Origin of the sequence: Enterobacter sp. HMSC16D10 (genome assembly GCF_001807145.1) — a bacterium.
GTDB classification, from domain to species: Bacteria; Pseudomonadota; Gammaproteobacteria; order Enterobacterales; family Enterobacteriaceae; genus Enterobacter; species Enterobacter roggenkampii.
Map to the genome: position 1 here is coordinate 126333 of NZ_KV787892.1, position 25676 is coordinate 152008.

Consider the following 25676-nt stretch of genomic DNA (forward strand, 5'->3'; position numbering starts at 1 on the left):
GTCGTTGAGCAAGATGATTTTTCGAGGGGCATCAAGATTGAATGAATTTTGCGAGTCGCTTTCCGAAAATGAGGTTGATCTTTGGGCATACAGGAGTTACTGTATATCCATACAGTAACCACAGGGCTGGAATGAATATGCACACTTCAGGCTATGCAAATCGCGCAACCTCTATCTCTTCTGCCGCAGGCAATGTCGCGCAGAATTCCGTCGAGCGTGTTTCCACAGGGCTTATCAGTGAAGTGGTTTATCGTGAAGACCAGCCCTTGTTAACGCAACTTCTTTTACTGCCATTATTACAACAGCTCGGTCAGCAATCACGCTGGCAGCTTTGGCTCACGCCTCAGCAAAAGCTGAGTCGCGAGTGGGTTCAATCCGCAGGCCTTCCGCTGACCAAGGTCATGCAGATTAATCAACTTTCGCCTTGCGATACCGTTGAGTCGATGATCCGCGCGTTACGCACAGGAAATTACAGCGTGGTGATTGGTTGGTTACCGGAAGAATTGACGGAAGAGGAACATTTCCGACTGACTGAAGCCGCTGAAGAAGGGAATGCGATCGGGTTCATTATGCGTCCGGTTCGATCGGATTCTTACCGCAGAGGACAACTTTCTGGGCTAAAAATTCACTCAAATTTGTATCATTGAGTGAATTTGAGATTTTTCCTGGAGTTTTTTTTGACCGCAAGATGGGATTTTAGTTCCCGGCCTTAAAATTGCGGCAAGGCTTGTCTGGTGCGGTTCTCCTTAATTTTATTGCACAAAATTCGTTCGAAAAATGTTAAATAATCGGTATACGGAACTTTTTTTTTCATATGCCTGACGGACTTCACACTTGTAAGTTTTCAGCTACGTTGTAGACTTTACATCGCCAGGGGTGCTCGGCCTAAGCCGAAGATATCGGTAGATTTATATTTGACCACGCCCCCCGGTGAAGGATTTAACCGTGATTCTCTCTTGAGACTTTCATGGCGAATTTTGGATGATAACGAGGCGCAAAAAATGAAAAAGACAGCTATCGCGATTGCAGTGGCACTGGCTGGCTTCGCTACCGTAGCGCAGGCCGCTCCGAAAGATAATACCTGGTATGCAGGTGGTAAACTGGGCTGGTCTCAGTTCCACGACACCGGCTGGTACAACAAAGACCTGAACAACGATGGCCCAACTCACGAGAGCCAGCTTGGTGCAGGTGCGTTCGGTGGCTATCAGGTTAACCCGTATGTTGGTTTTGAAATGGGTTACGACTGGTTAGGTCGTATGCCATACAAAGGCGACACCGTAAACGGCGCTTTCAAAGCACAGGGCGTTCAGCTGACCGCTAAACTGGGTTACCCAGTAACTGACGATCTGGACGTGTACACCCGTCTGGGCGGCATGGTATGGCGCGCTGACTCCAGCAACAGCATCGCTGGCGACGACCATGACACCGGTGTTTCCCCAGTATTCGCTGGTGGCGTTGAGTGGGCTATGACCCGTGACATCGCTACCCGTCTGGAATACCAGTGGGTTAACAACATCGGCGACGGCAACACCGTTGGTGTTCGTCCAGACAACGGCATGCTGAGCGTTGGTGTTTCCTACCGTTTCGGCCAGCAGGAAGAAGCAGCTCCAGTTGTTGCTCCAGCGCCGGCTCCAGCTCCAGAAGTACAGACCAAGCACTTCACTCTGAAGTCTGACGTTCTGTTCAACTTCAACAAAGCGACTCTGAAACCAGAAGGCCAGCAGGCACTGGATCAGCTGTACACCCAGCTGAGCAACCTGGATCCTAAAGACGGTTCTGTAGTGGTTCTGGGCTTCACCGACCGTATCGGTTCTGACGCTTACAACCAGAAACTGTCTGAGAAACGTGCTCAGTCTGTTGTTGATTACCTGATCTCTAAAGGTATCCCAGCTAACAAGATCTCCCCACGTGGTATGGGCGAATCTAACCCAGTTACTGGCAACACCTGTGACAACGTGAAAGCTCGCGCTGCACTGATCGACTGCCTGGCTCCAGATCGTCGCGTAGAGATCGAAGTTAAAGGCATCAAAGACGTTGTAACTCAGCCAGCGGCATAAGTTATCGTCTTATAAAAAAACCCCGCAATGCGGGGTTTTTTATTGTCTGAAGAAAAGTAAAAAAACTACTTTTTACCCAACAGCGCCTGAAGATCATTCTTCAGTGTCGACATCTGGTTGGCGTACTGCTCTTTATGTTCTGCATCCTCAATCAACTGCACGATGGTTTCCGACAGCGTTTTACCCCGTCGTTGTGCCAGCCCGGCCAGGCGCTGCCAGACAACAAATTCCAGGTCGATTGATTTTTTGCGAGTGTGCTGGTGCTCAGCATTAAAATGCCGTTTGCGTCGCGCGCGGATAGTTTGCTTCATCCGGTTTAACAACGCAGGATTAATGTGTTTCTCAATCCAGCCGTTGACCTGTACCGGTTCGTTTTCGAGGGTCAGCAAAATATCCACGGCTTCTTGCGCAGCGCTGGCTTCGATGTAGCAGGTGATCAGCTCCCCTTCACGGTGCTTTTTGACCAGGTACTTCCATTTCCAGCCGCTTTCGAGATTTTCCAGTTGTTGATATTTCATTGCGATCTCAGTGTTACCACGTAACTCTGTTCAGAATATCAGTTTTTTAGCAATCTGCTGAAAAGAAATCATATCCTGTGAGTGAATGCAGCCAATCACCCTGTCGAAATCCCCAATCCTGCTTGGGTACAGCCCCCCGCTTACGGTATACTCCACGCTTTTACATCTGACTAAAAAACATCAACTTTGACCATTACGAAACTTGCATGGCGTGACCTTGTTCCGGATACCGAAAGTTATCAGGAACTGTTTGCACAGCCAGATCTCGCAAAAGAACACGAATTCATCCTTAGCGATACGCAGCCCCGTTTGCATTATGCGCTGGAGCAGGTATTAAGCCCTTGGGCAACTGCGCCTTTCATGCTGCTCAAAGCCCCGGAAGAAGCGGAATACCTGACGTTGTTCGGGGATGCCGTGCGTCAGCTAAAGCCGGAAGCGAACGCCGTTTTTGGCGGCCAGTATCGTATCGCTGGACATGATGTTACTTTCGAACCGGCGGCGCAGGCTGACGGCCTTTTTGCCGCTAAGGGCGAGGTGATTACCGCGAACTGGGTCGAGGCTGAACAACTCTTTGGTTGTCTGCGCCAGTTTAACGGCGAGCTTTCGCTGCAGCCTGGGCTGGTACATCGCGCAAATGGCGGTGTCCTGATCATCTCGCTGCGTACCCTGCTCTCGCAGCCGCTGCTGTGGATGCGTCTGAAAACCATCGTGCATCAGCAGCGTTTCGACTGGGTCGGCTACGATGAGTCTCGTCCTCTGCCTGTCTCGGTTCCGTCTATGCCGCTGTCATTAACCGTCGTGCTAACGGGCGACCGTGAATCGCTGGCAGACTTCCAGGAAATGGAGCCTGAACTGGCTGAACAGGCGGTGTATAGCGAATACGAAGACAATATCCAGATTGCCGATGCCGACGATATGGCGCAGTGGTGCCAGTGGGTGATGGCCGTTGCTGAACGTTTTGCACTGCCAACGCCTGCGGCTGACGCATGGCCAGGCCTGATCCGCGAAGCGGTGCGCTATACCGGTGACCAGGAAACGCTCCCCCTTTGCCCGCTCTGGATCGGCAAACAGCTGCGTGAAGTGGGCACGATCAGCGGTAACGGTGCGTTCACCGGAGAGCAGCTCACCCAGATGCTGGCACAGCGAGAGTGGCGGGAAGGCTATCTTGCTGACCGTATGCAGGATGAAATTCTGCTGGACCAAATCCTGGTGGAAACCGAAGGCGAACGCGTCGGGCAGATCAACGCTCTGTCGGTGATTGAATTCCCTGGCCATCCGCGCGCGTTCGGGGAGCCGTCCCGTATCAGCTGCGTTGTGCACATTGGCGATGGCGAATTTACCGATATCGAACGGAAAGCCGAGCTGGGCGGAAACATTCACGCGAAAGGCATGATGATCATGCAGGCGTTTTTGATGTCTGAGCTGCAGCTTGAGCAACAGATCCCCTTCTCCGCCTCGCTGACGTTTGAGCAGTCCTACAGCGAAGTGGATGGCGATAGCGCCTCTATGGCTGAACTGTGCGCCTTAATCAGCGCCCTGGCGGAAGTGCCCATCAACCAGAACATCGCGATCACCGGTTCGGTGGATCAATTCGGTCGGGCGCAGCCTGTGGGTGGCCTCAACGAAAAAATTGAAGGCTTCTTCTCTATCTGCCAGCAGCGCGGTTTAAACGGCAAGCAGGGTGTCATTATTCCGGCACCCAACGCACGCCATTTAAGCCTCAGTCAGGAGATTCTGGATGCGGTTGAACAAGAGCAGTTCGCTATCTGGGCCATCGAAGGGATTGAGGATGCACTACCCTTACTGACAAACCTGGTATGGGACGGCGAAGGGCAAACCACCCTGATGCAGACTATCCAGGAGCGCATTGCTCAGGCGACACAGCAGGATGCTCGTCACCGTTATCCATGGCCGTTACGCTGGCTGGGCTGGTTTGGTTCGAACTGATCGGACTTGTTCAGCGTACACGTGTTAGCTATCCTGCGTCCTTCACTAAAATAAGGCTTACTGAGAACATGGTAGATAAACGCGAATCCTATACAAAAGAAGATCTTCTTGCCTCTGGTCGCGGTGAACTGTTTGGCGCGAAAGGCCCACAGTTACCGGCCCCGAACATGCTGATGATGGACCGTGTCGTGAAAATGACCGAAACCGGCGGCAACTTCGATAAGGGTTACGTAGAAGCAGAACTCGATATCAGCCCGGACCTGTGGTTCTTCGGTTGCCACTTTATTGGCGATCCGGTAATGCCTGGCTGTCTGGGTCTGGATGCAATGTGGCAGCTGGTTGGCTTCTATCTGGGCTGGCTGGGTGGTGAAGGTAAAGGCCGCGCGCTGGGCGTAGGCGAAGTAAAATTCACCGGCCAGGTTCTGCCTACGGCGAAGAAAGTGACCTATCGTATTCACTTCAAGCGCATCGTTAACCGCCGCCTGATTATGGGCCTGGCAGATGGCGAAGTGCTGGTAGACGGTCGTCTGATCTATAGCGCAAGCGACCTGAAGGTTGGCCTGTTCCAGGACACGTCCGCGTTCTGATCGTGCTTTCGCACCTCCAGAAAGGCGAAACCTCCGCATTGCGGAGGTTTCTTTTTTGAAAGAGACGTTATCAGGCTATGAGTGCCCTGTCGCCGATGGCTTCTCGCCAGCCTCCAAGCCATTGTGACCTTTGATTTATCGTCTGATAAGGACACATTTCTTTAGAACGTCCAGCGATGCCGGCCTGATAACCACGTTGATGAGCCCGTTCCAGGCGATCTCGTTTCTGTCTCTTCATGCCTCGTTTCCCTCATTCTTTTGTCTGGTGGAAAGAAAACAGTGTCTGCACTATCTGCACAGGCACAGATAACGAATACCCCGAATTAGTCGCATCGTCAATGTTCAAAATTCATACGGGTGTCATATTTGTGAGCTAGCTGGAAGTTCATTTGTACAAAAATTGTGACGTGGCACAAGTAACAACCTGAGTTGAAAACGAAAAAAAACCGCAATCAGCGACAGACCGATTGCGGTTTCTGATGATGAATTTTACTTATGGCAGTCGGGAAATCTCTCTCGCGATACTGGCCGACTCCTGCGCCCATCCCTGAGCCAGGACTTTCACCATTTCGTCATAGCCATCTTTCTGCTGCTTCAGCTCCAGATGGAAAGGACGCTTAATCAGCTGCCCCTGATGGTTCAGCAACCACTCCCCGCTGATCACCACCGCACCGTCATAACGGCCGTGGAAGCCCGTTACGGTGACGTTCAGCGTATCCTGATCGTTACCCAGCGGCTGCGACGCGACTACCCACCCCGGAAGCTGGCTGCCCAGATTGGCCACCAGCGTGTTGCGCAGCTGCTGATCCAGCGGGCTGGCCCACAGGTTGTTGGTCGCAATCACGTATTTCACGTCGCTGGTCTGATAGACCACGCCGTTTCCTGCCAGATAATCCGGCACGGCGACCTGCTCAACCCACAGCTGGCGGTTTCCCTGACTGGCCGTGCTTTGCCCACCGCTGTGGGTTGCCACAGGCAGCTGATAATAGCTTTTATTATCTCCCCCTGAACTGCACGCCGTTAACAGCAGAGCGCCAACCATCAATAGCCATTTTTTCATTCTTTTGCCCTCTTCGGCTCAGGATCCTTTTTATCTTTCGCTTCGAACACCAGCGCATTGCTCTTCTCGTTGAGCGTTTTCAGAACCGGCTGCAGTTCACGCAGGACCTGATCAAGACGCTGCATATCTGCCACCATCTTGTTATAGGCCGCTGATCCCGGCTGGAAGCCCTGCATACTGCGGTTCAGCTCACGCAGCGTTTTCTGCATGTCCTGCGGCAGCTGCTGCATGCTCTGGCTCGCCGTAATCTTGTTGATGTTATCCAGCGTGGTTTGCAGACGGCGCATCGTTGCCTGGCTTTCGCTCAGCGAGTTTGTTGCCGCTTCAATCATCGGATTCAGTGGCAGATTGTTGATCTTATCCAGCGTCTCCATCAGACGCTGCTGGATCTGCGCCAGACCGCTGCTCACCGTTGGGATGATCTTGTAGCCACCGAATTCACGGATACCGGTAATCGGCGGTGCTTTCGGGTAGAAGTCCATATCCACATACAGCGCACCGGTTACCAGGTTGCCGGTTTTCAGCGACCCGCGCAGACCGCGTTCCATCAGCTGGGTGATATGAGTCGCGATATCCTGATTTTCACCAATCTGATTAAGCAGACGCTCCGGTTCAATGCGGATCAGTACCGGAATGCGGTAATCATCATCCAGCACCTGCTGAAGGCCCGGGACGAAGAACGGCACTTGCCCAACCGTACCGAGACGAATGCCTCGGAATTCAACAGGCGCCCCCGGCTGCAGGCCGCGAACGGAGTCTTTAAAGAACATCAGGAAGTCAACGTGATCGGTATAGAGCGCATCCTGAATGCTTTTTTGATCGTCAAAGAGACGGAAAGCGGTGTTCTCTGCGACCGGCTGCCCTAAATCCAGGCCCTCCGGCACGTCAAAACTCACGCCGCCACCAAACAGCGTGGTCAGCGAACCCATTTCAACGCGCATGCCAGCCGAAGTCAGATCCACCGCGATCCCGCTGTCTTTCCAGAAGCGGACGTTGCTGGTAACCAGGCGATCGTTTGGCGCATTAATGAAGAGCTGATAGCTGATCGCGCGTTTCTGCGGATCAAACGTGCTTTTCTCAACCGAACCGACGCGGTAGCCGCGGAACAGAACCGGGTCGCCCGCCGTGAGCTGACCCGCTTTTTTACTGTCGAGGATCACGCGGATGCCCTTGGCATCAGGCGGTGCAAGCGGCGGTGAATCCAGAAGCTGGTATTGGGCTGGCTGGTTACCCTTAGCCCCCGGCTGCAGTTCAATGTAGGCACCCGAGAGCAGCGTCCCCAGGCCGCTGATCCCTTCACGCCCCACCTGCGGCTTAACGACCCAGAAAACGGAATCGCCGTGCAGCAGTTTTTCCATGCCGGCATTCAGGCGCGCCTTAATTTCCACATGGGTTAAATCGTCGGTCAGGGTTGCGCTTTCCACCACGCCCACATCCACGCTACGGCTTTTGATGGTCGTTTTACCGCCCTCAATCCCCTCGGCATTGGTGGTTATCAGCGTCACTTCCGGCCCCTGATGGCTGTAATGATAAAACAGGATCCAGGCACCGATCAGCGCAGTCACGATGGGAAAAATCCACACCGGAGACCAGTTTTTGACCTTCTGCACTTTCGCCTCTCCACTCTTATTTTCCATGCTCTTACTCTTCCTCATGGCTTGATTCAGGCTCACGATCCCACGATAAACGAGGGTCGAAGGTCATGGCCGCAAACATGGTCATGATCACGACCAGTGCAAACATTAAAGCCCCCATCGCAGGATAAATACTCATCAAACCGCCCATCCGCACCAGCGCAGAGAGAACGGCGATGACAAACACGTCAATCATTGACCAGCGTCCGACAAACTCGACCACTTCATAAATCAGGTGCATGCGTTCGCTGTCGCGTTTCCCATGACCTTTCGCATCCCAACAGAGCCAGGCGATGGCGATCATTTTTAAGGTGGGCACCATAATACTGGCGATAAAGATGACGCCAGCGACCGGATAGGAACCTTCGCCCCAGAGCAGTATCACCCCGGCCAGGATCGTCGAGGGCATTTTGTCGCCGAGCAAATCGGTGATCATGATTGGCAGAATATTGGCTGGCAGATACAGCATGACGGACGTGACCAGCAGCGCCATCGTCCACTGCAGGCTATTTTTACGGCGCACGTGCCCTTTCGTTTCGCAGCGCGGACAAACGTCGAGATCGGCGGGCAGCACGGCGGTACAGCACGGGCACGAGCGAAGCCCCTGGCGAATGCCGGGCACGCCGACCTTCACCGTCTGCGCAAGCGTCGGTGCCGGGGCGATATCATCCCACGCCCAGCGTCTGTCCACGCACTGGAAAGCGCGCAGCTGCAGGACGCAGTACAGACACCAGGGAATAAAGCTGCTGCCAATCCCCACGTCGCCGTACGCCATCAGCTTCACGAAACTGACCAGGATCCCCGCCAGAAAGATCTCCGCCATCCCCCAGCTTTTGAGCTGAAACAGAATACGCGCAAGTCGGATTTTCAGCGGTGCCGGCATCCTGACGCGGTTCACCAGCAAAAGGATGACGACCAGGCAAAAAGCCGGGACTATCTGGACAAACAGGAGAAAGAAGGTCCCCAGGCTGGCGTAATCTTCCGAGAACATCACGCCCGGGATTTCAAGCAGATCCACCTGACTGGTGATCCCCCCCACCTTCATATAGATGAAGGGGAAGAGATTAGAGAGCAGCAGCATGAACAGTGCTGCCAGCGCGTAAGCAGTGGGACGCTGCCGCGGCGCGTCCCACTCGGTTGTCAACGTCGCGCCACAGCGTGGACACAGGGCTTTATGTCCGTGACCAAGCTCTGGCAACGCCACGAGCATATCGCATTGCGAGCATAAAATATGCCTGTCGGCATGGTGCTGGTCACACATATGTTATCCCTGTTTATGCGCCGTTTTTCAGAGACTCAAGGTACTCCCAGCGCTCAAAGGCGTCTTCCAGGGCTTTTTCAGCCGCGGACATTTCAGCCAATACTTTCTGAGTATAGTCATGCGATTGGGTAAAGAATGACGCATCAGCAACCTGTTTTTGCAGATCCTCAAGCGCAGCCTCCAGCTCTTCAAGACGCTGCGGCAGCCCCTCCAGTTCGCGCTGCAGGTTATAGCTTAGTTTAGCCGAGGTTTTCTTGACAGTTTCTGCTTTTGTTACAGCAGGTTCAGAACTTATTTTGGACTTTGACTGTTTCGTCGCCAGCGACTGTGCCTGCTGCCCTTTTGCATCGTGATAACCGCCGACATATTGACCAATTCGCCCTTCACCTTCGAAGATCCAGCACTCGGTCACGGTGTTGTCAACGAACTGACGATCGTGGCTGACCAGCATCACGGTGCCCTGATAACCGTCAATCAGTTCTTCCAGCAGTTCCAGCGTTTCGACATCCAGATCGTTGGTCGGTTCATCGAGGATCAGCAGGTTGCTTGGCTTCAGGAACAGGCGCGCCAGCAGAAGACGGTTGCGCTCACCGCCTGACAGCGCGCGCACCGGCGTCATGGCACGCTTCGGATGGAACAGAAAGTCCTGCAGGTAGCCCAGCACGTGGCGCGGCTTGCCGTTCACCATCACTTCCTGCTTGCCTTCGGCGAGGTTGTCCATCACCGTACGGTCCGGATCCAGCTCCGCGCGGTGCTGGTCGAAGTAGGCGACCTCCAGCTTGGTCCCGCAGTGAATGCGGCCGCTGTCGGCCTGCAGCTGGCCGAGCATCAGTTTCAGCAGCGTGGTTTTACCGCAGCCGTTCGGGCCAATCAGGGCGATTTTGTCGCCGCGCTGAACCTGTGCCGAGAAGTCTTTCACCAGCACTTTACCGTCAACCTGATAGTTAACGTTTTCCATTTCAAAGACAATCTTGCCGGAACGGGACGCCTCTTCCACCTGCATTTTGGCGCTGCCCATCACTTCACGGCGTTCGCTGCGCTCGCGACGCATCGCCTTCAGGGCGCGCACGCGGCCTTCGTTACGGGTACGGCGGGCTTTGATGCCCTGGCGGATCCAGACCTCTTCCTGCGCCAGCTTGCGGTCAAACTCCGCATTCTGCAACTCTTCCACGCGCAGGTTTTCTTCTTTCTCCAGCAGATACGTATCGTAATCGCCAGGATAGGTCACGAGCTTGCCGCGGTCGAGATCGACAATGCGCGTCGCCATATTGCGAATAAACGAACGATCGTGCGAGATAAAGATGATGGTGCCGCTGAAGGTTTTCAGGAAGCCTTCCAGCCAGTCGATCGCTTCGATATCCAAGTGGTTCGTCGGTTCGTCCAGCAGCAGCACCTTCGGCCCGCTGACCAGCGCACGACCCAGGGCGGCTTTACGCAGCCAGCCGCCGGAGAGCGCCGACAGCTCCATGTCGGGTTCCAGCCCGAGCTGCGCCAGCACTTCATTAATGCGGTTTTCAAGCTGCCACAGACCGTGGTGATCGAGCATCTCCTGCACTTTTGCCAGTTCGTTGAGGTTTTTGTCGCTCGGATCGGTCATCACCAGATGCGAAATCTCGTGATAGCGCTTCAGGTATTCAGCCTGCTCGGAGATCCCTTCCGCCACGAAATCGTACACGCTGCCGGTCACGTGACGCGGTGGATCCTGCTGCAGGCGGGAGACAATCAGATCCTGTTCGTAAACAATGCGCCCGTCATCCAGGCCCTGTTCGCGGTTAAGGATTTTCATCAGCGTGGATTTACCCGCGCCGTTACGGCCCACCAGACAGACGCGCTCGTTATCTTCGATGTGCAGCTCTGCATTGTCGAGAAGCGGTGAGTCGCTGAAAGAGAGCCACGCGCCGTGCATACTAATTAAAGACATTTATTTTTCCTTTCAGACCGCGGTAATCAACCAGCAGTTATGGATTTGACGGTTACGGGCAAAGTCCTGAGACAGCGTTTTTTGGCTGATTTCTTGTGCTTTCAGTCCCAGGGCTGCTAAGCCGTCATGATCCATACGGAAGCCGCGTTTGTTGTTCGAGAACATAATGGTGCCGCCTTTACGCAGCAGGCGCTTCAGGTCGGTCATCAGGCGCAGGTGATCGCGTTGAACGTCAAAGCTATCTTCCATGCGCTTGGAGTTGGAGAAGGTCGGCGGATCGATAAAGATCAGGTCAAACTGCTCGTCGGTGTCGCGCAGCCAGCCCAGCACGTCAGCCTGCATCAGACGATGCTGACGCCCGGTTAAGCCGTTAAGACGCAGGTTTCGCTCCGCCCACTCCAGATAGGTGCGGGACATATCCACCGTGGTGGTGCTGCGCGCGCCGCCCAGACCCGCATGCACGCTGGCGCTGCCGGTATAGGAGAAGAGATTCAGGAAGTCCTTGCCCTTGCTCATCTGGCCCAGCATGCGGCGGGCGATACGGTGGTCGAGGAACAGGCCGGTATCCAGATAGTCGGTCAGGTTGACCCACAGGCGGGCGTTATATTCGCCCACTTCGATAAAGTCGCCCTTCTCGCCCATCTTCTGGTACTGATTTTTCCCTTTCTGACGCTCGCGGGTTTTCAGCACCAGCTTGTTTGGCGCAATACCCAGCACGGCGATGGTGGCGGCAATAACGTCCAGCATGCGCTGACGCGCTTTTTGCGCATCAATGGTTTTCGGCGGCGCATATTCCTGAATCACCACCCAATCCGCGTAGCGGTCAACCGCCACGTTGTACTCCGGCAGGTCGGCATCATACAGGCGGTAGCATTCAATGCCCTCCTGCTTCGCCCACTTCTCAAATTTCTTCAGGTTCTTGCGCAGACGGTTAGCGTAATCTTCCGCCACGCCGGACGGCTTGCTGTCGGCCGCCTTCTCCGCCAGATGGTAGTTTTTCTGCACGCAGTCCAGCGGGCCGTTTTTCGCCTTAAACTGGCGGTCGGCACGCAGCTGCAGGCAGCTCAGCAGTTCCGGCGAGGCGCTGAACAGAGACAGGTTCCAGCCGCCGAAGTGGTCCTTCATGTTGCGGCCAAGCAGGCTGTGCAGGGCAATCAGCGCCGGTTCGCTGTCGAGACGTTCGCCGTATGGCGGGTTGCTGATCACGGTACCGTACGGGCCTTTTGGCAGCGGGTTGGTCAGGTTTGCCACGTCTTTTACTTCGAAGGTGACCAGCTCGCCGATACCGGCACGGCGGGCGTTGCTGCGCGCGCGCTCAATGACGCGAGGGTCGCTATCGGAGCCGTAGAAATGAGAGGTATATTCCGCCAGCCCCTTACGTGCGCGGGTCTGCGCGTCGTCTTTGACCTCTTTCCAAAGCGCTTCATCGTGCTGCGCCCAGCCTTTGAAGCCCCACTGGCCGCGGTGCAGTCCCGGGGCGCGGTCGGTGGCCAGCATGGCCGCTTCAATCAGCAGGGTACCGGAACCACACATCGGGTCGAGCAGCGGCGTGCCCGGCTGCCAGCCGGAGCGCGTCACAATGGCGGCCGCCAGGGTCTCTTTGATGGGTGCCATGCCGGTACGATCGCGGTAGCCGCGCAGGTGCAGGCCCGCGCCGCTCAGATCGAGAGAGATACTCGCCGTGTCGCCGTTCAGCCAGACGTTAATACGCAGATCCGGGTTTTCACGATCGACGTTCGGACGTTCCTTATTTTTACGCGTAAAGCAGTCCACAATGGCGTCTTTTACGCGCAGGGCACCGTACTGGCTGTTGCGGATCTCGTCGTTCACGCCGTTGAAATGCACCGCAAAGGTGGCATTCGGGGTGAAGATCTCTGTCCAGTCGATCATCTGTACGCCGGTGTAGAGGTCAAGGTCGCTATAAACCTTGCATTCCTTCATCGGCAGCATGATGCGCGACGCCAGGCGGCTCCACATCAGGCTCTGGTAAATAAGCCGCGTGTCGCCCTCAAAATGGACACCACCCTGAACCACCTGACACTCTTGTGCGCCCAGGCTTTCCAGTTCAGTTTTTAACAGCTCTTCCAGCCCACGGGCCGTACTGGCAAACAGAGAATTCATATCGTCACTTTTACTCTTAGAAAATTGTCGCGCATTATAGCTAATATGGCGTGTATGTCATAAAGTTGAAGGCTTATTTTCATTCGAGGGAGTGTGCAGTGGCGACGTTATCCAGGCTTTTTATTCATCCGGTGAAATCCATGCGCGGCATCGGCGTCTCTCACGCGCTGGCCGACATGAGCGGATTCGCCTTCGATCGCATTTTTATGGTCACCGAGCCTGACGGTACGTTTATTACCGCACGCCAGTTCCCTCAGATGGTTCGCTTTACCCCTTCCCCGCTTCACGACGGTTTGCACCTTACCGCGCCGGACGGTTCCAGCGCGGTGATTCGGTTTGCGGATTTTGCGCCCGTCGATGCGCCAACGGAAGTGTGGGGAAACCATTTTACCGCGCGCATCGCCCCGGATGAGATTAACCGCTGGTTAAGCGGCTTCTTCTCCCGTGACGTGCAGCTGCGGTGGGTTGGACCTGAACTGACGCGTCGCGTGAAGCGACACGACGCCGTTCCCCTCTCCTTCGCCGATGGCTTCCCGTTCCTGCTGACCAACGAAGCCTCGCTGCGTGATCTACAAGGCCGCTGCAAAGCCAGCGTTCAGATGGAACAGTTCCGTCCGAACCTGGTGGTGACGGGTGCCGAGGCCTGGGACGAAGATACCTGGAAAGTGATCCGCATTGGCAGCGTCATTTTTGACGTGGTGAAGCCCTGCAGCCGCTGCATTTTCACCACGGTGAGCCCGGAGAAAGGCCAGAAGCATCCTTCCGGCGAACCGTTGAAAACCCTGCAATCATTCCGCACCGCGCAGGATAATGGCGATGTCGATTTCGGCCAGAACCTGATCCCACGCTCCAGCGGTGCGATCCGCGTCGGCGATGAGGTCGAAATTCTTGCTCGTGGGCCAGCGAGAGTGTACGGCTCGGGTCAGGAGGAGGAGTTTGTCGACGTTGAGACGAACGTCGCCTCTGCGGTAGATATTCACTGGCAGGGCAACGTCATCCGGGGTAACAACCAGCAGGTACTGCTTGAGCAGCTGGAACAAGCGGGGATCCGCATACCCTATTCCTGCCGCGCGGGCATTTGCGGATGCTGTCGTATCAGACTGGTGGATGGCGAAGTGAGTGCGTTGAAAAAGTCGGCAATTGGAAATGACGGCACAATACTGTGCTGTAGCTGCGTCCCGAAAACGTCGGTACAGCTGGAAGCTTAAACCGCCTGCTCGAGGCTGAAGGCATCCACGCGAAGCTGGGGCTTCAGCCTGTCGTTCATGACCTTAATGGCATCCCCGAGCTGCATCGTCCGCCCGGCAATCGTCACGCCAGGTTGGGCCAGCAGGCAGAGCGCGGCATTTTCGCCTGGCTCCACCACCAGCAGGCTCACCTCTTCTGCGGTATCGCTCAGGTTGACGCTGGCCGCATCGCCCGTTGCCGGGGTCCAGTTCATGCCGTGCGGCAGGAAATGCCAGCTCTTTGGCATTTGCGGCTTCAGGAAACGGATAGCCACCAGCGCATTTAATACCAGCTCGGCGCGCTGCTCTTTCGAGAGCATCAGATCGCGACATTTTTCCTCAAAGGAGAAATAAAGCGCAGCGTCATCAACGCAAAAGCCTGACGGGGAAAAAGCGTCCGGGGTTAACATTCGGCGGGCAAAACGAGAGCGAAACAACATGCCATTGGCTAAGTCGAGCATCATTCGGTCATGCTCGTCGCAAAAATACCAGCGCCAGTTATCGTCAGGTTTAATTCGCATGTTTCTCTCCCGTCCCCGAAAACGTCCTGTACTAAAAATGTCCTGTTTGCCGCTTCGTTTATAACACCATTAATAAAAGACTATAATGTCTAAATAAGCAACAGTGACGGAATATAAAACAACCAGGGCTGGAAATAAAGCCCCGGTTGTCTGATTACGAGAAAAGATTAGATATGCGTAACGATTTCTTTAATCAGCGGCGGTCCTTTAAAAATAAAGCCGGAATAGATTTGCACCAGTGACGCACCCGCCGCCATCTTCTCACGCGCAGCAATCACGGAGTCAATGCCGCCGACGCCAATAATCGGCAGGCGGCCATTTAATTCCGCAGACAGGGCGCGAATAATTTCGGTGCTTTTTAATTGCACCGGACGGCCACTTAACCCACCCGCTTCGTCACAGTTTTTCATTCCCTGCACGAGGGAACGATCGAGCGTGGTATTGGTCGCAATTACACCATCAATATTATGGCGAACCAAACTGTCGGCAACCTGGATCAATTCTTCGGCAGAAAGATCCGGGGCGATCTTAACCGCGACCGGAACATATTTGTGGTGGATCGCCTGGAGTTCATTTTGCTTATTTTTAATGGCACTCAGAAGATCGTCCAGCGCTTCACCATATTGTAAGGATCGCAGGCCCGGGGTATTGGGTGACGAAATATTCACCGCAATATAACCGGCATAGGCGTAGACTTTTTCCATACAAATCAGATAGTCATCTTTACCCTGCTCGACCGGCGTGTCTTTATTTTTGCCGATATTGATGCCCAGTATTCCGTCAAAGTGGGCTTTTTTTACGTTCTCGACCAGGTGATCAACACCGTGGTTGTTGAAGCCCATGCGGTTGATCAGCCCTTCGGCTTCCACCAGTCGGAACAGGCGCGGTTTGTCATTTCCCGGCTGCGGGCGCGGGGTGACGGTACCGATTTCAATGGAGCCAAAGCCCATCGCGCCCAGGGCATCAATGCACTCGCCATTTTTGTCCAGACCGGCCGCCAGACCCAGCGGATTTTTAAAAGTCAGCCCCATGCACTGCACAGGTTTTACCGGCACATGCTGGCGCACCAGCGCGGCCAGAGGCGTGCCGGTAATACGACGTAATTGCTGGAATGTAAATTCATGAGCGCGCTCAGGGTCGAGCTGGAAAAGGGCTTTACGAACGAAGGGGTAGTACATGAACTCTCCTGGATTCCCGGTGTGCAAACCGGGAGGGGATTATGGGCGATCCCGTCGCGAAAGGGAATTGACCTGCGGCAAAAAACCCGCGTAAAACGCAATCGTTTACCTCCCCGTCCATTTCTTATGCACTTTTTTGCATTTTAATTGCAGATAAATCATTTAGTGGAATAAACGCGCGGTGTCACACTCCTTAAAATTGTTATGAATGTTAGATAAAAGCAAACAATTAGTTATAAGGAGGAAGTATGCGCGTCATTACCCTGGCCGGAAGTCCACGATTCCCTTCGCGCTCCAGCGCCCTGCTGGAATATGCCCGTGAAAAACTGAATGCTCTGGATGTGGAAGTGTGCCACTGGAACCTGCATAACTTCGAACCTGAAGATTTGCTCTACGCCCGTTTCGACAGCCCCGCGCTGAAAACCCTCATTGAGCAACTTAACGGCGCGGACGGCCTGATCGTAGCAACGCCCATCTATAAGGCCTCCTTTTCCGGGGCCCTGAAAACCCTGCTCGATCTGCTTCCGGAACGCGCGCTGGACGGCAAGGTGGTGCTGCCGCTGGCAACGGGCGGTACGGTTGCCCATTTACTGGCCGTGGATTATGCCCTGAAGCCGGTGCTGAACGCGTTGAAAGCGCAGGAGATCCTCCACGGCGTTTTCGCCGATGACTCGCAGGTCATCGACTATCAACACAAACCCCACTTTACGCCCAACCTGCAAACCCGCCTCGATAACGCTCTGGAAACGTTCTGGCATGCCCTGCATCGCCGGGATATCCAGGCCCCGGCGTTTAGTCGGCCTCAAGGAGTCGCCCATGTTTAAAATCTTAACCCGCATCGGACTGGCCGGTTTGATGGCATTTACCTCGCTGGCCCATGCCGCAGAAACGGCTCCGGAAAGCTTACGTATCGGCTATCAGAAAGGCAGCGTCAGCATGGTGCTGGCAAAAAGCCACCAGCTTCTGGAAAAACGCTTCCCGGACACCAAATTCTCCTGGGTGGAGTTCCCTGCCGGCCCGCAGATGCTGGAGGCCCTTAACGTGGGCAGTATCGATCTCGGCAGCACGGGCGATATTCCGCCAATATTTGCCCAGGCGGCGGGAGCGGACCTCGTCTACGTTGGCGTTGAGCCGCCCAAACCGAAGGCCGAAGTCATTCTGGTGCCTGAAAACAGCGACATTAAAAGCGTCGCCGATCTTAAAGGCCATAAGGTCGCTTTCCAGAAAGGTTCCAGCTCACACAACCTTTTGCTACGCGCTCTGCAAGAGGCCGGGCTTAAGTTCACCGACATTCAGCCCGTCTACCTGACGCCTGCCGACGCGCGCGCCGCGTTTCAGCAGAAGAACGTTGATGCCTGGGCCATCTGGGACCCGTACTACTCCGCCGCATTGCTGCAGGGTGGCGTTCGCGTGCTGAAAGACGGTACCACGCTGAAGCAGACCGGTTCGTTCTACCTGGCCGCGCGCCCTTACGCTGAAAAGAACGGCGCGTTTCTTCAGGGCGTGCTGGATACCTTTACCCAGGCCGATGCTTTGACCCAGAGCCAGCGTCAGGAGAGCATTGCCCTGCTGGCGAAAACCATGGGCTTACCTGAGCCGGTGATCGCGAGCTATCTCAACCACCGTCCGCCGACCACCATTACGCCGGTGGACGCACACGTCGCCGCACTTCAGCAACAAACGGCTGACCTCTTCTATCAAAACCGCCTGGTTCCAAAACAGGTCACTATTCGCGAACGCATCTGGCAACCCGCAGGCAAAGAAGGAGCTAAATCATGAGTCTGAATCTTTTCTGGTTTTTACCCACCCACGGTGATGGACACTATCTTGGTACAGAAGAGGGTTCACGCCCGGTTGACCATGGCTACCTGCAGCAGATTGCACAGGCGGCGGACCGAATCGGTTTCACCGGGGTGCTGATCCCGACCGGACGATCATGTGAAGATGCCTGGCTGGTCGCCGCGTCGATGATCCCGGTCACCCAGCGTCTGAAGTTCCTTGTCGCGTTACGCCCGAGCGTCGTCTCCCCTACCGTGGCGGCACGTCAGGCGGCCACGCTGGACAGGCTGTCCAACGGCCGCGCCCTGTTTAACCTGGTGACGGGCAGCGATCCGCAGGAGCTGGCGGGCGACGGCGTGTTCCTCGACCATACCGAGCGCTATGAAGCCTCCGCCGAGTTCACCCGCGTCTGGCGACGTCTGCTGGAAGGAGAAACCGTCACCTTTGAAGGCAAACATATTCACGTTCGCGATGCGAAACTCTACTTCCCGCCGGTGCAGCAGCCGCGCCCGCCGCTCTATTTTGGCGGGTCGTCGGATGTGGCCCAGGATCTGGCGGCGGAGCAGGTCGACCTCTATCTGACCTGGGGCGAACCGCCTGAGCTGGTGAAAGAAAAAATCGCTCAGGTTCGCGCGAAAGCGGCCGCCCATGGCCGCAAGGTGCGCTTCGGTATTCGCCTGCACGTGATTGTGCGTGAAACCAATGATGAGGCCTGGCGGGCGGCGGACCGTCTGATTTCTCATCTGGACGACGAGACCATCGCCAAAGCGCAGGCCGCGTTTGCCAAAACCGACTCCGTCGGGCAGCACCGGATGGCGTCCCTGCACAACGGCAAGCGCGAGAATCTGGAGATCAGCCCGAACCTGTGGGCGGGCGTCGGTCTGGTGCGCGGCGGTGCGGGTACGGCGCTGGTCGGCGACGGCCCGACCGTGGCCGCGCGCATTAATGAATACGCCGAACTGGGTATCGACAGCTTTATTCTCTCCGGTTATCCGCACCTGGAAGAGGCGTACAAGGTCGGCGAGCTGCTGTTCCCGCATCTTGATGTCGCCATTCCGGAGGTTCCGCAGCCGCAGCAGCTCCAGCTGCAGGGCGAAGCCGTGGCAAACGAATTTATTCCACGCAAAGCCGCACAGAGCTAAGGAGGGACCATGTCTGCCACCTCACAAAAATGGCTGCTGCGCGCCGCGCCGTGGTTTTTACCCGTCGGCATCGTGGCGCTCTGGCAGCTCGCATCGTCCACCGGCTGGCTGTCGAGCCGCATTCTGCCCTCTCCGGAGGGCGTTGTTGAAGCGTTCTGGTCGCTGAGCGTCAGCGGAGAGCTGTGGCAGCATCTGGCGATCAGCTCCTGGCGCGCCGCGATCGGGTTTTCCATCGGCGGCAGTATCGGGCTGGTTCTGGGTCTGGTGAGCGGCCTTTCACGCTGGGGCGAGCGGCTGCTCGATACCTCCATCCAGATGCTGCGCAACGTGCCGCATCTGGCGCTGATCCCGCTGGTCATTCTGTGGTTTGGGATTGATGAGAGCGCCAAGATCTTCCTCGTGGCGCTGGGCACGCTGTTCCCGATTTACATCAACACCTGGCACGGCATCCGCAATATCGATCGTGGTCTGGTGGAGATGGCGCGCAGCTACGGCTTATCGGGTTTTTCCCTCTTTGTTCACGTGATTCTGCCGGGCGCCCTACCCTCCATTATGGTCGGGGTGCGTTTCGCGCTCGGCCTGATGTGGCTGACGCTGATTGTGGCGGAAACCATCTCAGCCAACTCCGGGATTGGTTATCTGGCAATGAACGCCCGCGAATTCCTGCAAACGGACGTGGTGGTAGTTGCCATTATCCTTTACGCCCTGCTCGGCAAACTCGCCGACGTCAGCGCCCAGTGGCTGGAGCGCAGCTGGCTGCGCTGGAATCCGGCCTATACCCTTCAGGAGGCGAAAGCATGAATACTGCACGACTGAATCAGGGGACCCCGTTACTGCTGAACGGTGTCACCAAACGCTACGGCGATAACACCATTCTTAACGGGCTGGATCTGCATATTCCCGCCGGACAGTTTGTGGCCGTAGTCGGGCGCAGCGGCGGCGGCAAGAGTACGCTGCTACGGCTGCTGGCCGGACTGGAAGCCCCCAACGGCGGCGACATTCTGGCAGGAACGACGCCGCTTTCGAATATTCAGGACGATACCCGCATGATGTTCCAGGATGCACGCCTGCTGCCGTGGAAATCGGTTATCGACAATGTCGGGCTCGGTCTTAAGGGTAACTGGCGGGATGAAGCCCGCCAGGCGCTGGCCGCCGTTGGGCTGGAAAATCGCGCCGATGAATGGCCTGCCGCACTCTCGGGTGGACAGAAGCAGCGCGTGGCGCTGGCGCGGGCGTTGATTCACCGTCCGGGCCTGCTGTTGCTCGATGAACCACTGGGCGCGCTCGACGCCCTGACGCGAATCGAAATGCAGGATTTGATTGGTTCCCTCTGGCAGACGCACGGCTTTACGGTACTGCTGGTGACGCATGACGTGAGCGAAGCCGTCGCAATGGCCGACCGGGTGCTGTTAATAGAGGAAGGAAAAATCGGTCTGGATTTGACGGTGGATCTTCCACGGCCTCGTCGCGTGGGCTCGGCAAGACTGGCGGAGCTGGAGGCAGAAGTGCTGGATCGGGTGATGAAACGCGGGAGCACGGAGTTACAGCGAGCTAAGGCTAATGCCTGATGCCCTCACCCCCGGCCCTCTCCCACAGGGAGAGGGAGGGTAAACTTTTATTACGCTAACGCTTTAGCAATCTTCTCGTACAGATCGCCAGACAGGTTTTCCAGCCCTTTCAGCTGCTCAAGCGCGGCACGCATCTTCGCCTGACGCTTCTCATCGTAGCGTTTCAGACGGATCAGCGGCTCTATCAGACGCGACGCCACCTGCGGGTTACGGCTGTTCAGCTCGGTCAGCATTTCCACCATGAACTGATAACCGCTGCCGTCTTCGGCGTGGAATGCGGCCGGGTTGCTGCTGGCAAACGCGCCAATCAGCGAGCGCACGCGGTTTGGGTTGCTCAGGGTAAAGGAACGATGCTTCAGCAGGCTGCGCACCTTGCTGAGCGCATCGGCCGCCGGGCTAGTCGCCTGCAGGATGAACCACTTATCCATTACCAGACCATCCTGATGCCACTTGTCGTCATACTCCTGCATCAGCGCATCGCGGCACGGCAGTTCGGCGGCAACGCTTGCGCCCAGCGCGGCCAGCGCGTCGGTCATGTTATCCGCCTCGTGATACTGCTTGCTCACCAGGGTGTTCGCCAGCTCGGTTTCACCAAACGCCAGATAGCGCAGGCAAGTGTTACGCAGAGAACGTTTACCAATGTCCGCGTGCTCAACGCGATAAGCGTCAAGCTTGTTGGCGTTATAAATGGCGAGGAACTCGTCCGCCAGTTCAGCAGCCAGCGTACGGGTCAGCGCTTCACGCACCGCCACGATCGCGATCGGATCGATAATCTCGAACAACTCCGCGATTTCCGTTGCTGACGGCAGGGTCAGAATTTCAGCGGCCAGCGCCGGGTCAATCTTCTCATCCAGCAGGATCGCGCGGAACGCGTCAGCCACGTGAACAGGCAGCGACAGCGGCTGACCCTGCTGGTGACGGTTTACGTTGATCTTGATGTAGGTCGCCAGCAGGCTTTGCGCCGCATCCCAGCGGGAGAAGTCGTTGCGGGCGTGACGCATCAGGAACGTCAGCTGCTGATCGCTCCACTTGTACTCCAGCTTCACCGGCGCGGAGAATTCACACAGCAGCGCAGGCACCGGCTGGAAGTAGACGTTATCGAAGATAAAGGTCTGCTCGGCCTGGGTCACGTTCAGCACGTGGTGTACCGGGTGGCCGCCCTTCTGCAATGGAATGACTTTGCCCTCGTTATCGTACAGCTCGATGCTGAACGGAATATGCAGCGGGTATTTCTCTTCCTGCTCTGCCGTCGGCGGCGTGCGCTGGCTGATGGTCAGCGTGTACTGCTCGGTTTCCGGATTGTAGTCGTCTTTGACGGTAACAACTGGCGTACCGGCCTGGCTGTACCAGCGGCGGAAGTGGGAAAGATCGACATTAGAAGCATCTTCCATCGCCTGCACAAAATCGTCGCAGGTGGCCGCGCTGCCGTCATGACGCTCGAAGTACAGCTGCATCCCTTTCTGGAAGTTCTCTTCCCCCAGCAGGGTGTGGATCATGCGGATAATTTCAGCGCCTTTCTCATACACCGTCAGGGTGTAGAAGTTATTCATTTCGATGACTTTATCCGGACGGATCGGGTGCGCCATTGGGCTGGCATCTTCCGCAAACTGCAGGCCGCGCATGGTTCGCACGTTGTTGATGCGGTTCACCGCGCGTGAACCCAGATCGGAGCTGAACTCCTGGTCACGGAAGACGGTCAGGCCCTCTTTCAGGCTCAGCTGGAACCAGTCGCGGCAGGTGACGCGGTTACCGGTCCAGTTGTGGAAATATTCGTGGCCGATGACGCGTTCGATATCGAGATAATCTTTATCGGTGGCGGTATCGGTGCGCGCCAGCACGTATTTGGAGTTAAAGACGTTCAGGCCTTTGTTCTCCATTGCGCCCATGTTGAAGAAATCAACGGCAACGATCATATAGATGTCGAGGTCATATTCGAGGCCAAAGCGCTCTTCGTCCCACTTCATGGAGTTGATGAGCGAGGTCATCGCCCACGGCGCGCGGTCCAGGTTACCACGGTCAACAAACAGCTCCAGCGCCACTTCGCGGCCTGAGCGCGTTTTGAAGGTATCGCGCAGCACGTCGAAGTCCCCCGCCACCAGCGCAAACAGGTAACACGGTTTCGGGAACGGATCCTGCCACTGAACCCAGTGACGGCCATTCTCCAGCTCGCCTTCGCCTACGCGGTTGCCGTTGGAGAGCAGGAAGGGATACAGGGTTTTATCGGCGATGATTTTGGTGGTGAAGCGCGCGAGGACGTCCGGGCGGTCGAGATACCAGGTAATGTGGCGGAACCCTTCCGCTTCACACTGGGTACACAGCGCCACGCCTGACTGGTAAAGCCCTTCCAGCGCGGTGTTGGCGGCCGGGCTGATTTCATTCACGATGCGCAGCGTAAACTGTTCCGGCAGGTTGTCGATGACCAGCTGGTTGTTTTCTTCTTTATAGTCTGACCAGGCTTCATCATTAATATGCAGGGAGACCAGCGTCAGGTCTTCGCCATCCAGACGCAGCGGCACAGCAGTTGCGCTGTGGCGCGTCACCTGACTCACCGCCGTGACAACGGTTTTAGTGGCATCCAGGTCAAAAGTCAGATCGATTTCGCTAATCAGATAATCCGGCGCACGGTAGTCGTGGCGGTATTTGGCTTGTGGCTGTTGTGTCATAGAAAACCTTATGCATCGTTTGTCGAGTAACGTTTCAATATATTCCTGTTGCGCAAAACGCGCTATGCAGAATGTTCATCTTTTCAGGGTCAACACCTTTTTTTGCTACATTTGTATAATATGAACTCATAGTTTTTAAAATCGATAAAGATCGTCCAGGAGCGCTTTAAACAAGGGATGAGCGAGATCGAGATAAAGCTTGATTAACGAACTTTTACGAACTTCACAGACCACTTTTGCCCCATCCATGCCCCACGCATAATTCTAGTCAGCGCCAGACCACATCAGCCCTGTAGGGCAAATCGATAACAAACAAGCCAGCAGTATGTTCCCCAAAATTAAAAAACAAGTGGTTCATGCCTTGACAGACAAAACCTTCAAAGCAAAAATACTGTATATTCAAACAGTGATTAGCGGAGCACGTATGTTCGTAGAACTGGTTTATGACAAGCGAAATGTTGAGGGGCTCGAAGGGGCCAGAGAGATCATTCTGGCCGAGCTGACGAAGCGGGTGCACCAGATTTTCCCTAATGCCGAAGTGAAGGTGAAGCCAATGCAGGCAAACGGCTTGAATAGCGATGCAAGCAAAAGCGATCGGGAAAAGCTGAACCGCATGCTGGAGGAGATGTTTGAAGACGCAAATATGTGGCTGGTGAATGATTAGCAAAGCCCGTGTTCGCTTCGTGCATACCTTCAACTACGCAGACATGCACCACTACCCATCGTACTTTTCCGATATTGAACGGCACTTCATCTTAGTGGCGTTAAATAATAAGCACTTTTACTACTCACTGTTTTTGCGGTCATTCCAATAGATGCCCTTTTCAGTGCCGCATTAAATGCAACTAACGTTACCGGTCTTGGAGTTGTCTTGGTACGATGTGAATGGCTCTGAAACAAAAACACATCTTCAGGATACTTCTCCCTGCGGGAGTGGAGAATTCTTTTAACTCCTGGCTTAAGAGCAATGCATCTTTCCCTCAGTCCTTTTGTGGCTGAAAGAACAAGAATATCATGGCTCACATCATCAAACTTTGCCCCAAGAAGCTGTCCGGGCTTAGCCTGACTCAGATACAACATTGCCCAGAGATCTGACCATGTATCAGAAATATTCTCAAGATTCCGCTTGATAGCAATAAATTCAACTACGGTAAGCCCCCACACATCTCTCATCATTCCTTTCAGTAGATCCTCTTGTTACATGAAGCTTATGTACAAACAGAATCTTCATGGTTGTAACATTCAATATTCGAATTACCGAACAGTGCCCAGCAACCGTAGCTCATTTTTACATATGGCTGTCCGAAACATCAAACATCCTGCTCTCATACTAAGAATTTTTTGTTCTGAACGTTTGCAGTTCCGTATTGTCTAAATGAAAAGTTCATAAAAAAGGTTCAACATGGCAACGTTTATAATCGCAAGTACCGTAGTTGTTGCTCTTGGCTTGATAGTATTGAGCCTGATCAAAATTGGCATAAGCACATCGAATAACCCGGATGAATTTTAATGTGTTGAAGTTCGTGTAACGTCTTTATTTACTGGGAATTTTTTATATAGAGTACAAACGGCCACATCGTAAATGATCGCCACCTGCTTCCGATCCACTCCGTTTGCGATCAACCTGCCAGCCTGAGCCCATTGCTCAGGTGTCAATTTTGGCCGCCTCCCACCGATTCGCCCTTTCTCACGAGCTGCGGCCAACCCTGCCTGGGTGCGCTCCACTATCAACTCCCTCTCCATTTCTGCCAGCGCTGACATGATATGAAAGATGAAGCGGCCCATCGGGCTTGATGTGTCGATGCTGTCAGTGAGGCTTTTAAAGTGGATGCCGCGCTGCCGGAGTTCGTCCACCAGCAGCACCAGATTCCGCATGCTACGCCCAAGGCGATCCAGCTTCCAGACTACCAGCGTATCCCCCTCATTCAGCGCCTTAAGAAGCTTTTTCAACGCTGGCCGGTTCGCCACTGTTCCGCTCATTTTTTCTTCGAAAATCTGCTCACATCCTGCGCGTTCGAGCGCTTGTCGCTGAAGATCCGTATTTTGGTCATTTGTTGACACCCTTACGTAGCCAATTTGCATATTTTTCACCCAGTTATTTCTGCAAAAAAATCAGGTGAAGTTATCGGCCAGGCCGCTCAAGAGCAATCTATAAAACCTCGGTCTGGGAAACAGCGCAACCAGAAATGTTGGAACGACTGCCAGCACGGTAGCCGCCGGAGATGATTCGAGATTTGTCACTGTGAATGGCAAAACTGGTGGTGATATTTCCACTCAGATTTCAGTGTCTGGAAATGTTTATGCAATTAATAAATCGGCCTCAGATCCAGCCTCAGGCACTGAAGTGTCAGGTAGTGCGTTCTCATCAAATTATATAGTTAACGGTGTTACACGGGTTCTTACAGGATTGTCAGGTAGATACAAATGGGGTGAATCAAACGGATATGGTCAGCTTGACGTAGCTCTTTTAGACGGCTCTGGCAACTATGTGAG

Annotated in this window: 25 protein-coding genes; 13 read left to right on the forward strand and 12 right to left on the reverse strand. The window is 55.0% G+C overall.

What is annotated here, in order from left to right:
- The first annotated feature begins 137 nt into the window (after window positions 1-137).
- Both sulA and ompA read left to right on the forward strand, forming a co-directional pair.
- Entirely contained in the window at window positions 138-647 is a 510-nt protein-coding gene (sulA, locus tag HMPREF3143_RS15795; RefSeq protein ID WP_070533585.1) for an SOS-induced cell division inhibitor SulA, read from the forward strand.
- A 354-nt stretch (window positions 648-1001) separates the two neighbouring features.
- A complete protein-coding gene (gene ompA / locus HMPREF3143_RS15800; RefSeq protein WP_139145871.1) occupies window positions 1002-2057 on the forward strand; it encodes a porin OmpA in 1056 nt (351 codons plus the stop codon).
- A 65-nt stretch (window positions 2058-2122) separates the two neighbouring features.
- On the opposite strand, the gene matP is transcribed toward ompA, so the two are convergent.
- Entirely contained in the window at window positions 2123-2575 is a 453-nt protein-coding gene (gene matP / locus HMPREF3143_RS15805; RefSeq protein WP_070533589.1) for a macrodomain Ter protein MatP, read from the reverse strand.
- A 186-nt stretch (window positions 2576-2761) separates the two neighbouring features.
- Here matP and HMPREF3143_RS15810 point away from each other — a divergent pair, with 186 nt between their 5' ends.
- Both HMPREF3143_RS15810 and fabA read left to right on the forward strand, forming a co-directional pair.
- Window positions 2762-4522: an AAA family ATPase gene (locus HMPREF3143_RS15810; protein WP_070533591.1), complete on the forward strand. Its 1761-nt coding sequence runs from the start codon at window positions 2762-2764 to the stop codon at window positions 4520-4522.
- Window positions 4523-4590: 68 nt separating this feature from the next.
- Window positions 4591-5109, forward strand: a complete 519-nt coding sequence (gene fabA, locus HMPREF3143_RS15815) for a 3-hydroxyacyl-[acyl-carrier-protein] dehydratase FabA (protein WP_070533593.1) — start codon at window positions 4591-4593, stop codon at window positions 5107-5109.
- A 70-nt stretch (window positions 5110-5179) separates the two neighbouring features.
- Here fabA and rmf read toward each other — a convergent pair whose 3' ends face one another.
- The 6 genes from rmf to rlmKL all read right to left on the reverse strand — a co-directional run bounded on the left by rmf (window position 5180) and on the right by rlmKL (window position 13106).
- Complete coding sequence (gene rmf / locus HMPREF3143_RS15820) at window positions 5180-5347, reverse strand: ribosome modulation factor (protein WP_013097261.1); 168 nt, start codon at window positions 5345-5347, stop codon at window positions 5180-5182.
- 255 nt (window positions 5348-5602) lie between these two features.
- Window positions 5603-6169 (reverse strand): membrane integrity-associated transporter subunit PqiC, encoded by a 567-nt coding sequence (pqiC, locus tag HMPREF3143_RS15825; RefSeq protein ID WP_008499932.1) that lies wholly within the window; start codon window positions 6167-6169, stop codon window positions 5603-5605.
- Window positions 6166-7806, reverse strand: a complete 1641-nt coding sequence (gene pqiB / locus HMPREF3143_RS15830) for an intermembrane transport protein PqiB (RefSeq protein WP_008499933.1) — start codon at window positions 7804-7806, stop codon at window positions 6166-6168. Before pqiB ends, pqiC begins: the two co-directional genes overlap by 4 nt.
- Before the next feature lie 4 nt (window positions 7807-7810).
- Complete coding sequence (pqiA, locus tag HMPREF3143_RS15835) at window positions 7811-9064, reverse strand: membrane integrity-associated transporter subunit PqiA (protein WP_008499934.1); 1254 nt, start codon at window positions 9062-9064, stop codon at window positions 7811-7813.
- A 13-nt stretch (window positions 9065-9077) separates the two neighbouring features.
- Window positions 9078-10985, reverse strand: coding sequence for an ABC transporter ATP-binding protein (locus HMPREF3143_RS15840; protein ID WP_008499935.1), 1908 nt, complete (start codon window positions 10983-10985; stop codon window positions 9078-9080).
- 12 nt (window positions 10986-10997) lie between these two features.
- Window positions 10998-13106 (reverse strand): bifunctional 23S rRNA (guanine(2069)-N(7))-methyltransferase RlmK/23S rRNA (guanine(2445)-N(2))-methyltransferase RlmL, encoded by a 2109-nt coding sequence (gene rlmKL, locus HMPREF3143_RS15845; protein WP_070533595.1) that lies wholly within the window; start codon window positions 13104-13106, stop codon window positions 10998-11000.
- A 98-nt stretch (window positions 13107-13204) separates the two neighbouring features.
- Between rlmKL and HMPREF3143_RS15850 the strand changes: the two genes are divergently transcribed.
- Window positions 13205-14314 (forward strand): YcbX family protein, encoded by a 1110-nt coding sequence (locus HMPREF3143_RS15850; protein WP_021240860.1) that lies wholly within the window; start codon window positions 13205-13207, stop codon window positions 14312-14314.
- Here HMPREF3143_RS15850 and zapC read toward each other — a convergent pair.
- Together zapC and pyrD are read right to left on the reverse strand one after the other, a co-directional pair.
- Entirely contained in the window at window positions 14311-14853 is a 543-nt protein-coding gene (gene zapC, locus HMPREF3143_RS15855) for a cell division protein ZapC (RefSeq protein WP_021240861.1), read from the reverse strand. The two genes, HMPREF3143_RS15850 and zapC, sit on opposite strands and share 4 nt — an antisense overlap.
- Before the next feature lie 167 nt (window positions 14854-15020).
- Entirely contained in the window at window positions 15021-16031 is a 1011-nt protein-coding gene (gene pyrD / locus HMPREF3143_RS15860; protein ID WP_008499939.1) for a quinone-dependent dihydroorotate dehydrogenase, read from the reverse strand.
- Window positions 16032-16279: 248 nt separating this feature from the next.
- On the opposite strand from pyrD, the gene ssuE reads away from it, so the two are divergent.
- The 5 genes from ssuE to ssuB are packed head-to-tail and all read left to right on the forward strand — an operon-like array spanning window position 16280 to window position 20520.
- On the forward strand, window positions 16280-16855 hold the full coding sequence (ssuE, locus tag HMPREF3143_RS15865; RefSeq protein WP_045406753.1) for an NADPH-dependent FMN reductase: 576 nt from the start codon (window positions 16280-16282) through the stop codon (window positions 16853-16855).
- The gene (locus HMPREF3143_RS15870) at window positions 16848-17810 is read left to right on the forward strand and encodes a sulfonate ABC transporter substrate-binding protein (protein WP_070533597.1); all 963 of its coding nucleotides are present in this window, start codon (window positions 16848-16850) and stop codon (window positions 17808-17810) included. Before ssuE ends, HMPREF3143_RS15870 begins: the two co-directional genes overlap by 8 nt.
- A complete protein-coding gene (gene ssuD, locus HMPREF3143_RS15875) occupies window positions 17807-18952 on the forward strand; it encodes an FMNH2-dependent alkanesulfonate monooxygenase (protein WP_023327036.1) in 1146 nt (381 codons plus the stop codon). The genes HMPREF3143_RS15870 and ssuD overlap by 4 nt, the downstream gene beginning before the upstream one ends.
- Before the next feature lie 9 nt (window positions 18953-18961).
- On the forward strand, window positions 18962-19753 hold the full coding sequence (gene ssuC, locus HMPREF3143_RS15880; RefSeq protein ID WP_008499943.1) for an aliphatic sulfonate ABC transporter permease SsuC: 792 nt from the start codon (window positions 18962-18964) through the stop codon (window positions 19751-19753).
- Window positions 19750-20520 (forward strand): aliphatic sulfonates ABC transporter ATP-binding protein, encoded by a 771-nt coding sequence (gene ssuB / locus HMPREF3143_RS15885; RefSeq protein ID WP_045334779.1) that lies wholly within the window; start codon window positions 19750-19752, stop codon window positions 20518-20520. Before ssuC ends, ssuB begins: the two co-directional genes overlap by 4 nt.
- A 50-nt stretch (window positions 20521-20570) precedes the next feature.
- Here ssuB and pepN read toward each other — a convergent pair whose 3' ends face one another.
- On the reverse strand, window positions 20571-23183 hold the full coding sequence (gene pepN / locus HMPREF3143_RS15890; RefSeq protein ID WP_032651183.1) for an aminopeptidase N: 2613 nt from the start codon (window positions 23181-23183) through the stop codon (window positions 20571-20573).
- A gap of 424 nt (window positions 23184-23607) precedes the next feature.
- On the opposite strand from pepN, the gene HMPREF3143_RS15895 reads away from it, so the two are divergent.
- Window positions 23608-23847 (forward strand): DinI family protein, encoded by a 240-nt coding sequence (locus tag HMPREF3143_RS15895; protein ID WP_070533605.1) that lies wholly within the window; start codon window positions 23608-23610, stop codon window positions 23845-23847.
- Between the two features lie 86 nt (window positions 23848-23933).
- Here the strand turns inward: HMPREF3143_RS15895 and HMPREF3143_RS15900 are convergent, their stop codons facing one another.
- Window positions 23934-24359, reverse strand: coding sequence for a site-specific integrase (locus HMPREF3143_RS15900; RefSeq protein WP_139145872.1), 426 nt, complete (start codon window positions 24357-24359; stop codon window positions 23934-23936).
- 226 nt (window positions 24360-24585) lie between these two features.
- Between HMPREF3143_RS15900 and HMPREF3143_RS26480 the strand changes: the two genes are divergently transcribed.
- Window positions 24586-24693 (forward strand): YnaM/YnfT family protein, encoded by a 108-nt coding sequence (locus HMPREF3143_RS26480; protein ID WP_350223618.1) that lies wholly within the window; start codon window positions 24586-24588, stop codon window positions 24691-24693.
- Here HMPREF3143_RS26480 and HMPREF3143_RS15905 read toward each other — a convergent pair.
- On the reverse strand, window positions 24690-25265 hold the full coding sequence (locus HMPREF3143_RS15905; RefSeq protein ID WP_045334781.1) for a recombinase family protein: 576 nt from the start codon (window positions 25263-25265) through the stop codon (window positions 24690-24692). The two genes, HMPREF3143_RS26480 and HMPREF3143_RS15905, sit on opposite strands and share 4 nt — an antisense overlap.
- Window positions 25266-25425: 160 nt before the next feature.
- Here HMPREF3143_RS15905 and HMPREF3143_RS26115 point away from each other — a divergent pair.
- Window positions 25426-25676: hypothetical protein (locus HMPREF3143_RS26115; RefSeq protein ID WP_217628555.1), on the forward strand; the 251-nt coding region annotated here is incomplete at its 3' end.

Bases quoted from the DNA above. Each gene is read 5' to 3' on its own strand.
- sulA (WP_070533585.1), top strand. From the start codon at position 138: ATGCACACTTCAGGCTATGCAAATCGCGCAACCTCTATCTCTTCTGCC.
- ompA (WP_139145871.1), top strand. From the start codon at position 1,002: ATGAAAAAGACAGCTATCGCGATTGCAGTGGCACTGGCTGGCTTCGCT.
- matP (WP_070533589.1), bottom strand. From the start codon at position 2,575: ATGAAATATCAACAACTGGAAAATCTCGAAAGCGGCTGGAAATGGAAG.
- fabA (WP_070533593.1), top strand. From the start codon at position 4,591: ATGGTAGATAAACGCGAATCCTATACAAAAGAAGATCTTCTTGCCTCT.
- rmf (WP_013097261.1), bottom strand. From the start codon at position 5,347: ATGAAGAGACAGAAACGAGATCGCCTGGAACGGGCTCATCAACGTGGT.
- pqiC (WP_008499932.1), bottom strand. From the start codon at position 6,169: ATGAAAAAATGGCTATTGATGGTTGGCGCTCTGCTGTTAACGGCGTGC.
- pqiB (WP_008499933.1), bottom strand. From the start codon at position 7,806: ATGGAAAATAAGAGTGGAGAGGCGAAAGTGCAGAAGGTCAAAAACTGG.
- pqiA (WP_008499934.1), bottom strand. From the start codon at position 9,064: ATGTGTGACCAGCACCATGCCGACAGGCATATTTTATGCTCGCAATGC.
- HMPREF3143_RS15840 (WP_008499935.1), bottom strand. From the start codon at position 10,985: ATGTCTTTAATTAGTATGCACGGCGCGTGGCTCTCTTTCAGCGACTCA.
- rlmKL (WP_070533595.1), bottom strand. From the start codon at position 13,106: ATGAATTCTCTGTTTGCCAGTACGGCCCGTGGGCTGGAAGAGCTGTTA.
- zapC (WP_021240861.1), bottom strand. From the start codon at position 14,853: ATGCGAATTAAACCTGACGATAACTGGCGCTGGTATTTTTGCGACGAG.
- pyrD (WP_008499939.1), bottom strand. From the start codon at position 16,031: ATGTACTACCCCTTCGTTCGTAAAGCCCTTTTCCAGCTCGACCCTGAG.
- ssuE (WP_045406753.1), top strand. From the start codon at position 16,280: ATGCGCGTCATTACCCTGGCCGGAAGTCCACGATTCCCTTCGCGCTCC.
- HMPREF3143_RS15870 (WP_070533597.1), top strand. From the start codon at position 16,848: ATGTTTAAAATCTTAACCCGCATCGGACTGGCCGGTTTGATGGCATTT.
- ssuD (WP_023327036.1), top strand. From the start codon at position 17,807: ATGAGTCTGAATCTTTTCTGGTTTTTACCCACCCACGGTGATGGACAC.
- ssuC (WP_008499943.1), top strand. From the start codon at position 18,962: ATGTCTGCCACCTCACAAAAATGGCTGCTGCGCGCCGCGCCGTGGTTT.
- ssuB (WP_045334779.1), top strand. From the start codon at position 19,750: ATGAATACTGCACGACTGAATCAGGGGACCCCGTTACTGCTGAACGGT.
- pepN (WP_032651183.1), bottom strand. From the start codon at position 23,183: ATGACACAACAGCCACAAGCCAAATACCGCCACGACTACCGTGCGCCG.
- HMPREF3143_RS15895 (WP_070533605.1), top strand. From the start codon at position 23,608: ATGTTCGTAGAACTGGTTTATGACAAGCGAAATGTTGAGGGGCTCGAA.
- HMPREF3143_RS15900 (WP_139145872.1), bottom strand. From the start codon at position 24,359: ATGATGAGAGATGTGTGGGGGCTTACCGTAGTTGAATTTATTGCTATC.
- HMPREF3143_RS26480 (WP_350223618.1), top strand. From the start codon at position 24,586: ATGGCAACGTTTATAATCGCAAGTACCGTAGTTGTTGCTCTTGGCTTG.
- HMPREF3143_RS15905 (WP_045334781.1), bottom strand. From the start codon at position 25,265: ATGCAAATTGGCTACGTAAGGGTGTCAACAAATGACCAAAATACGGAT.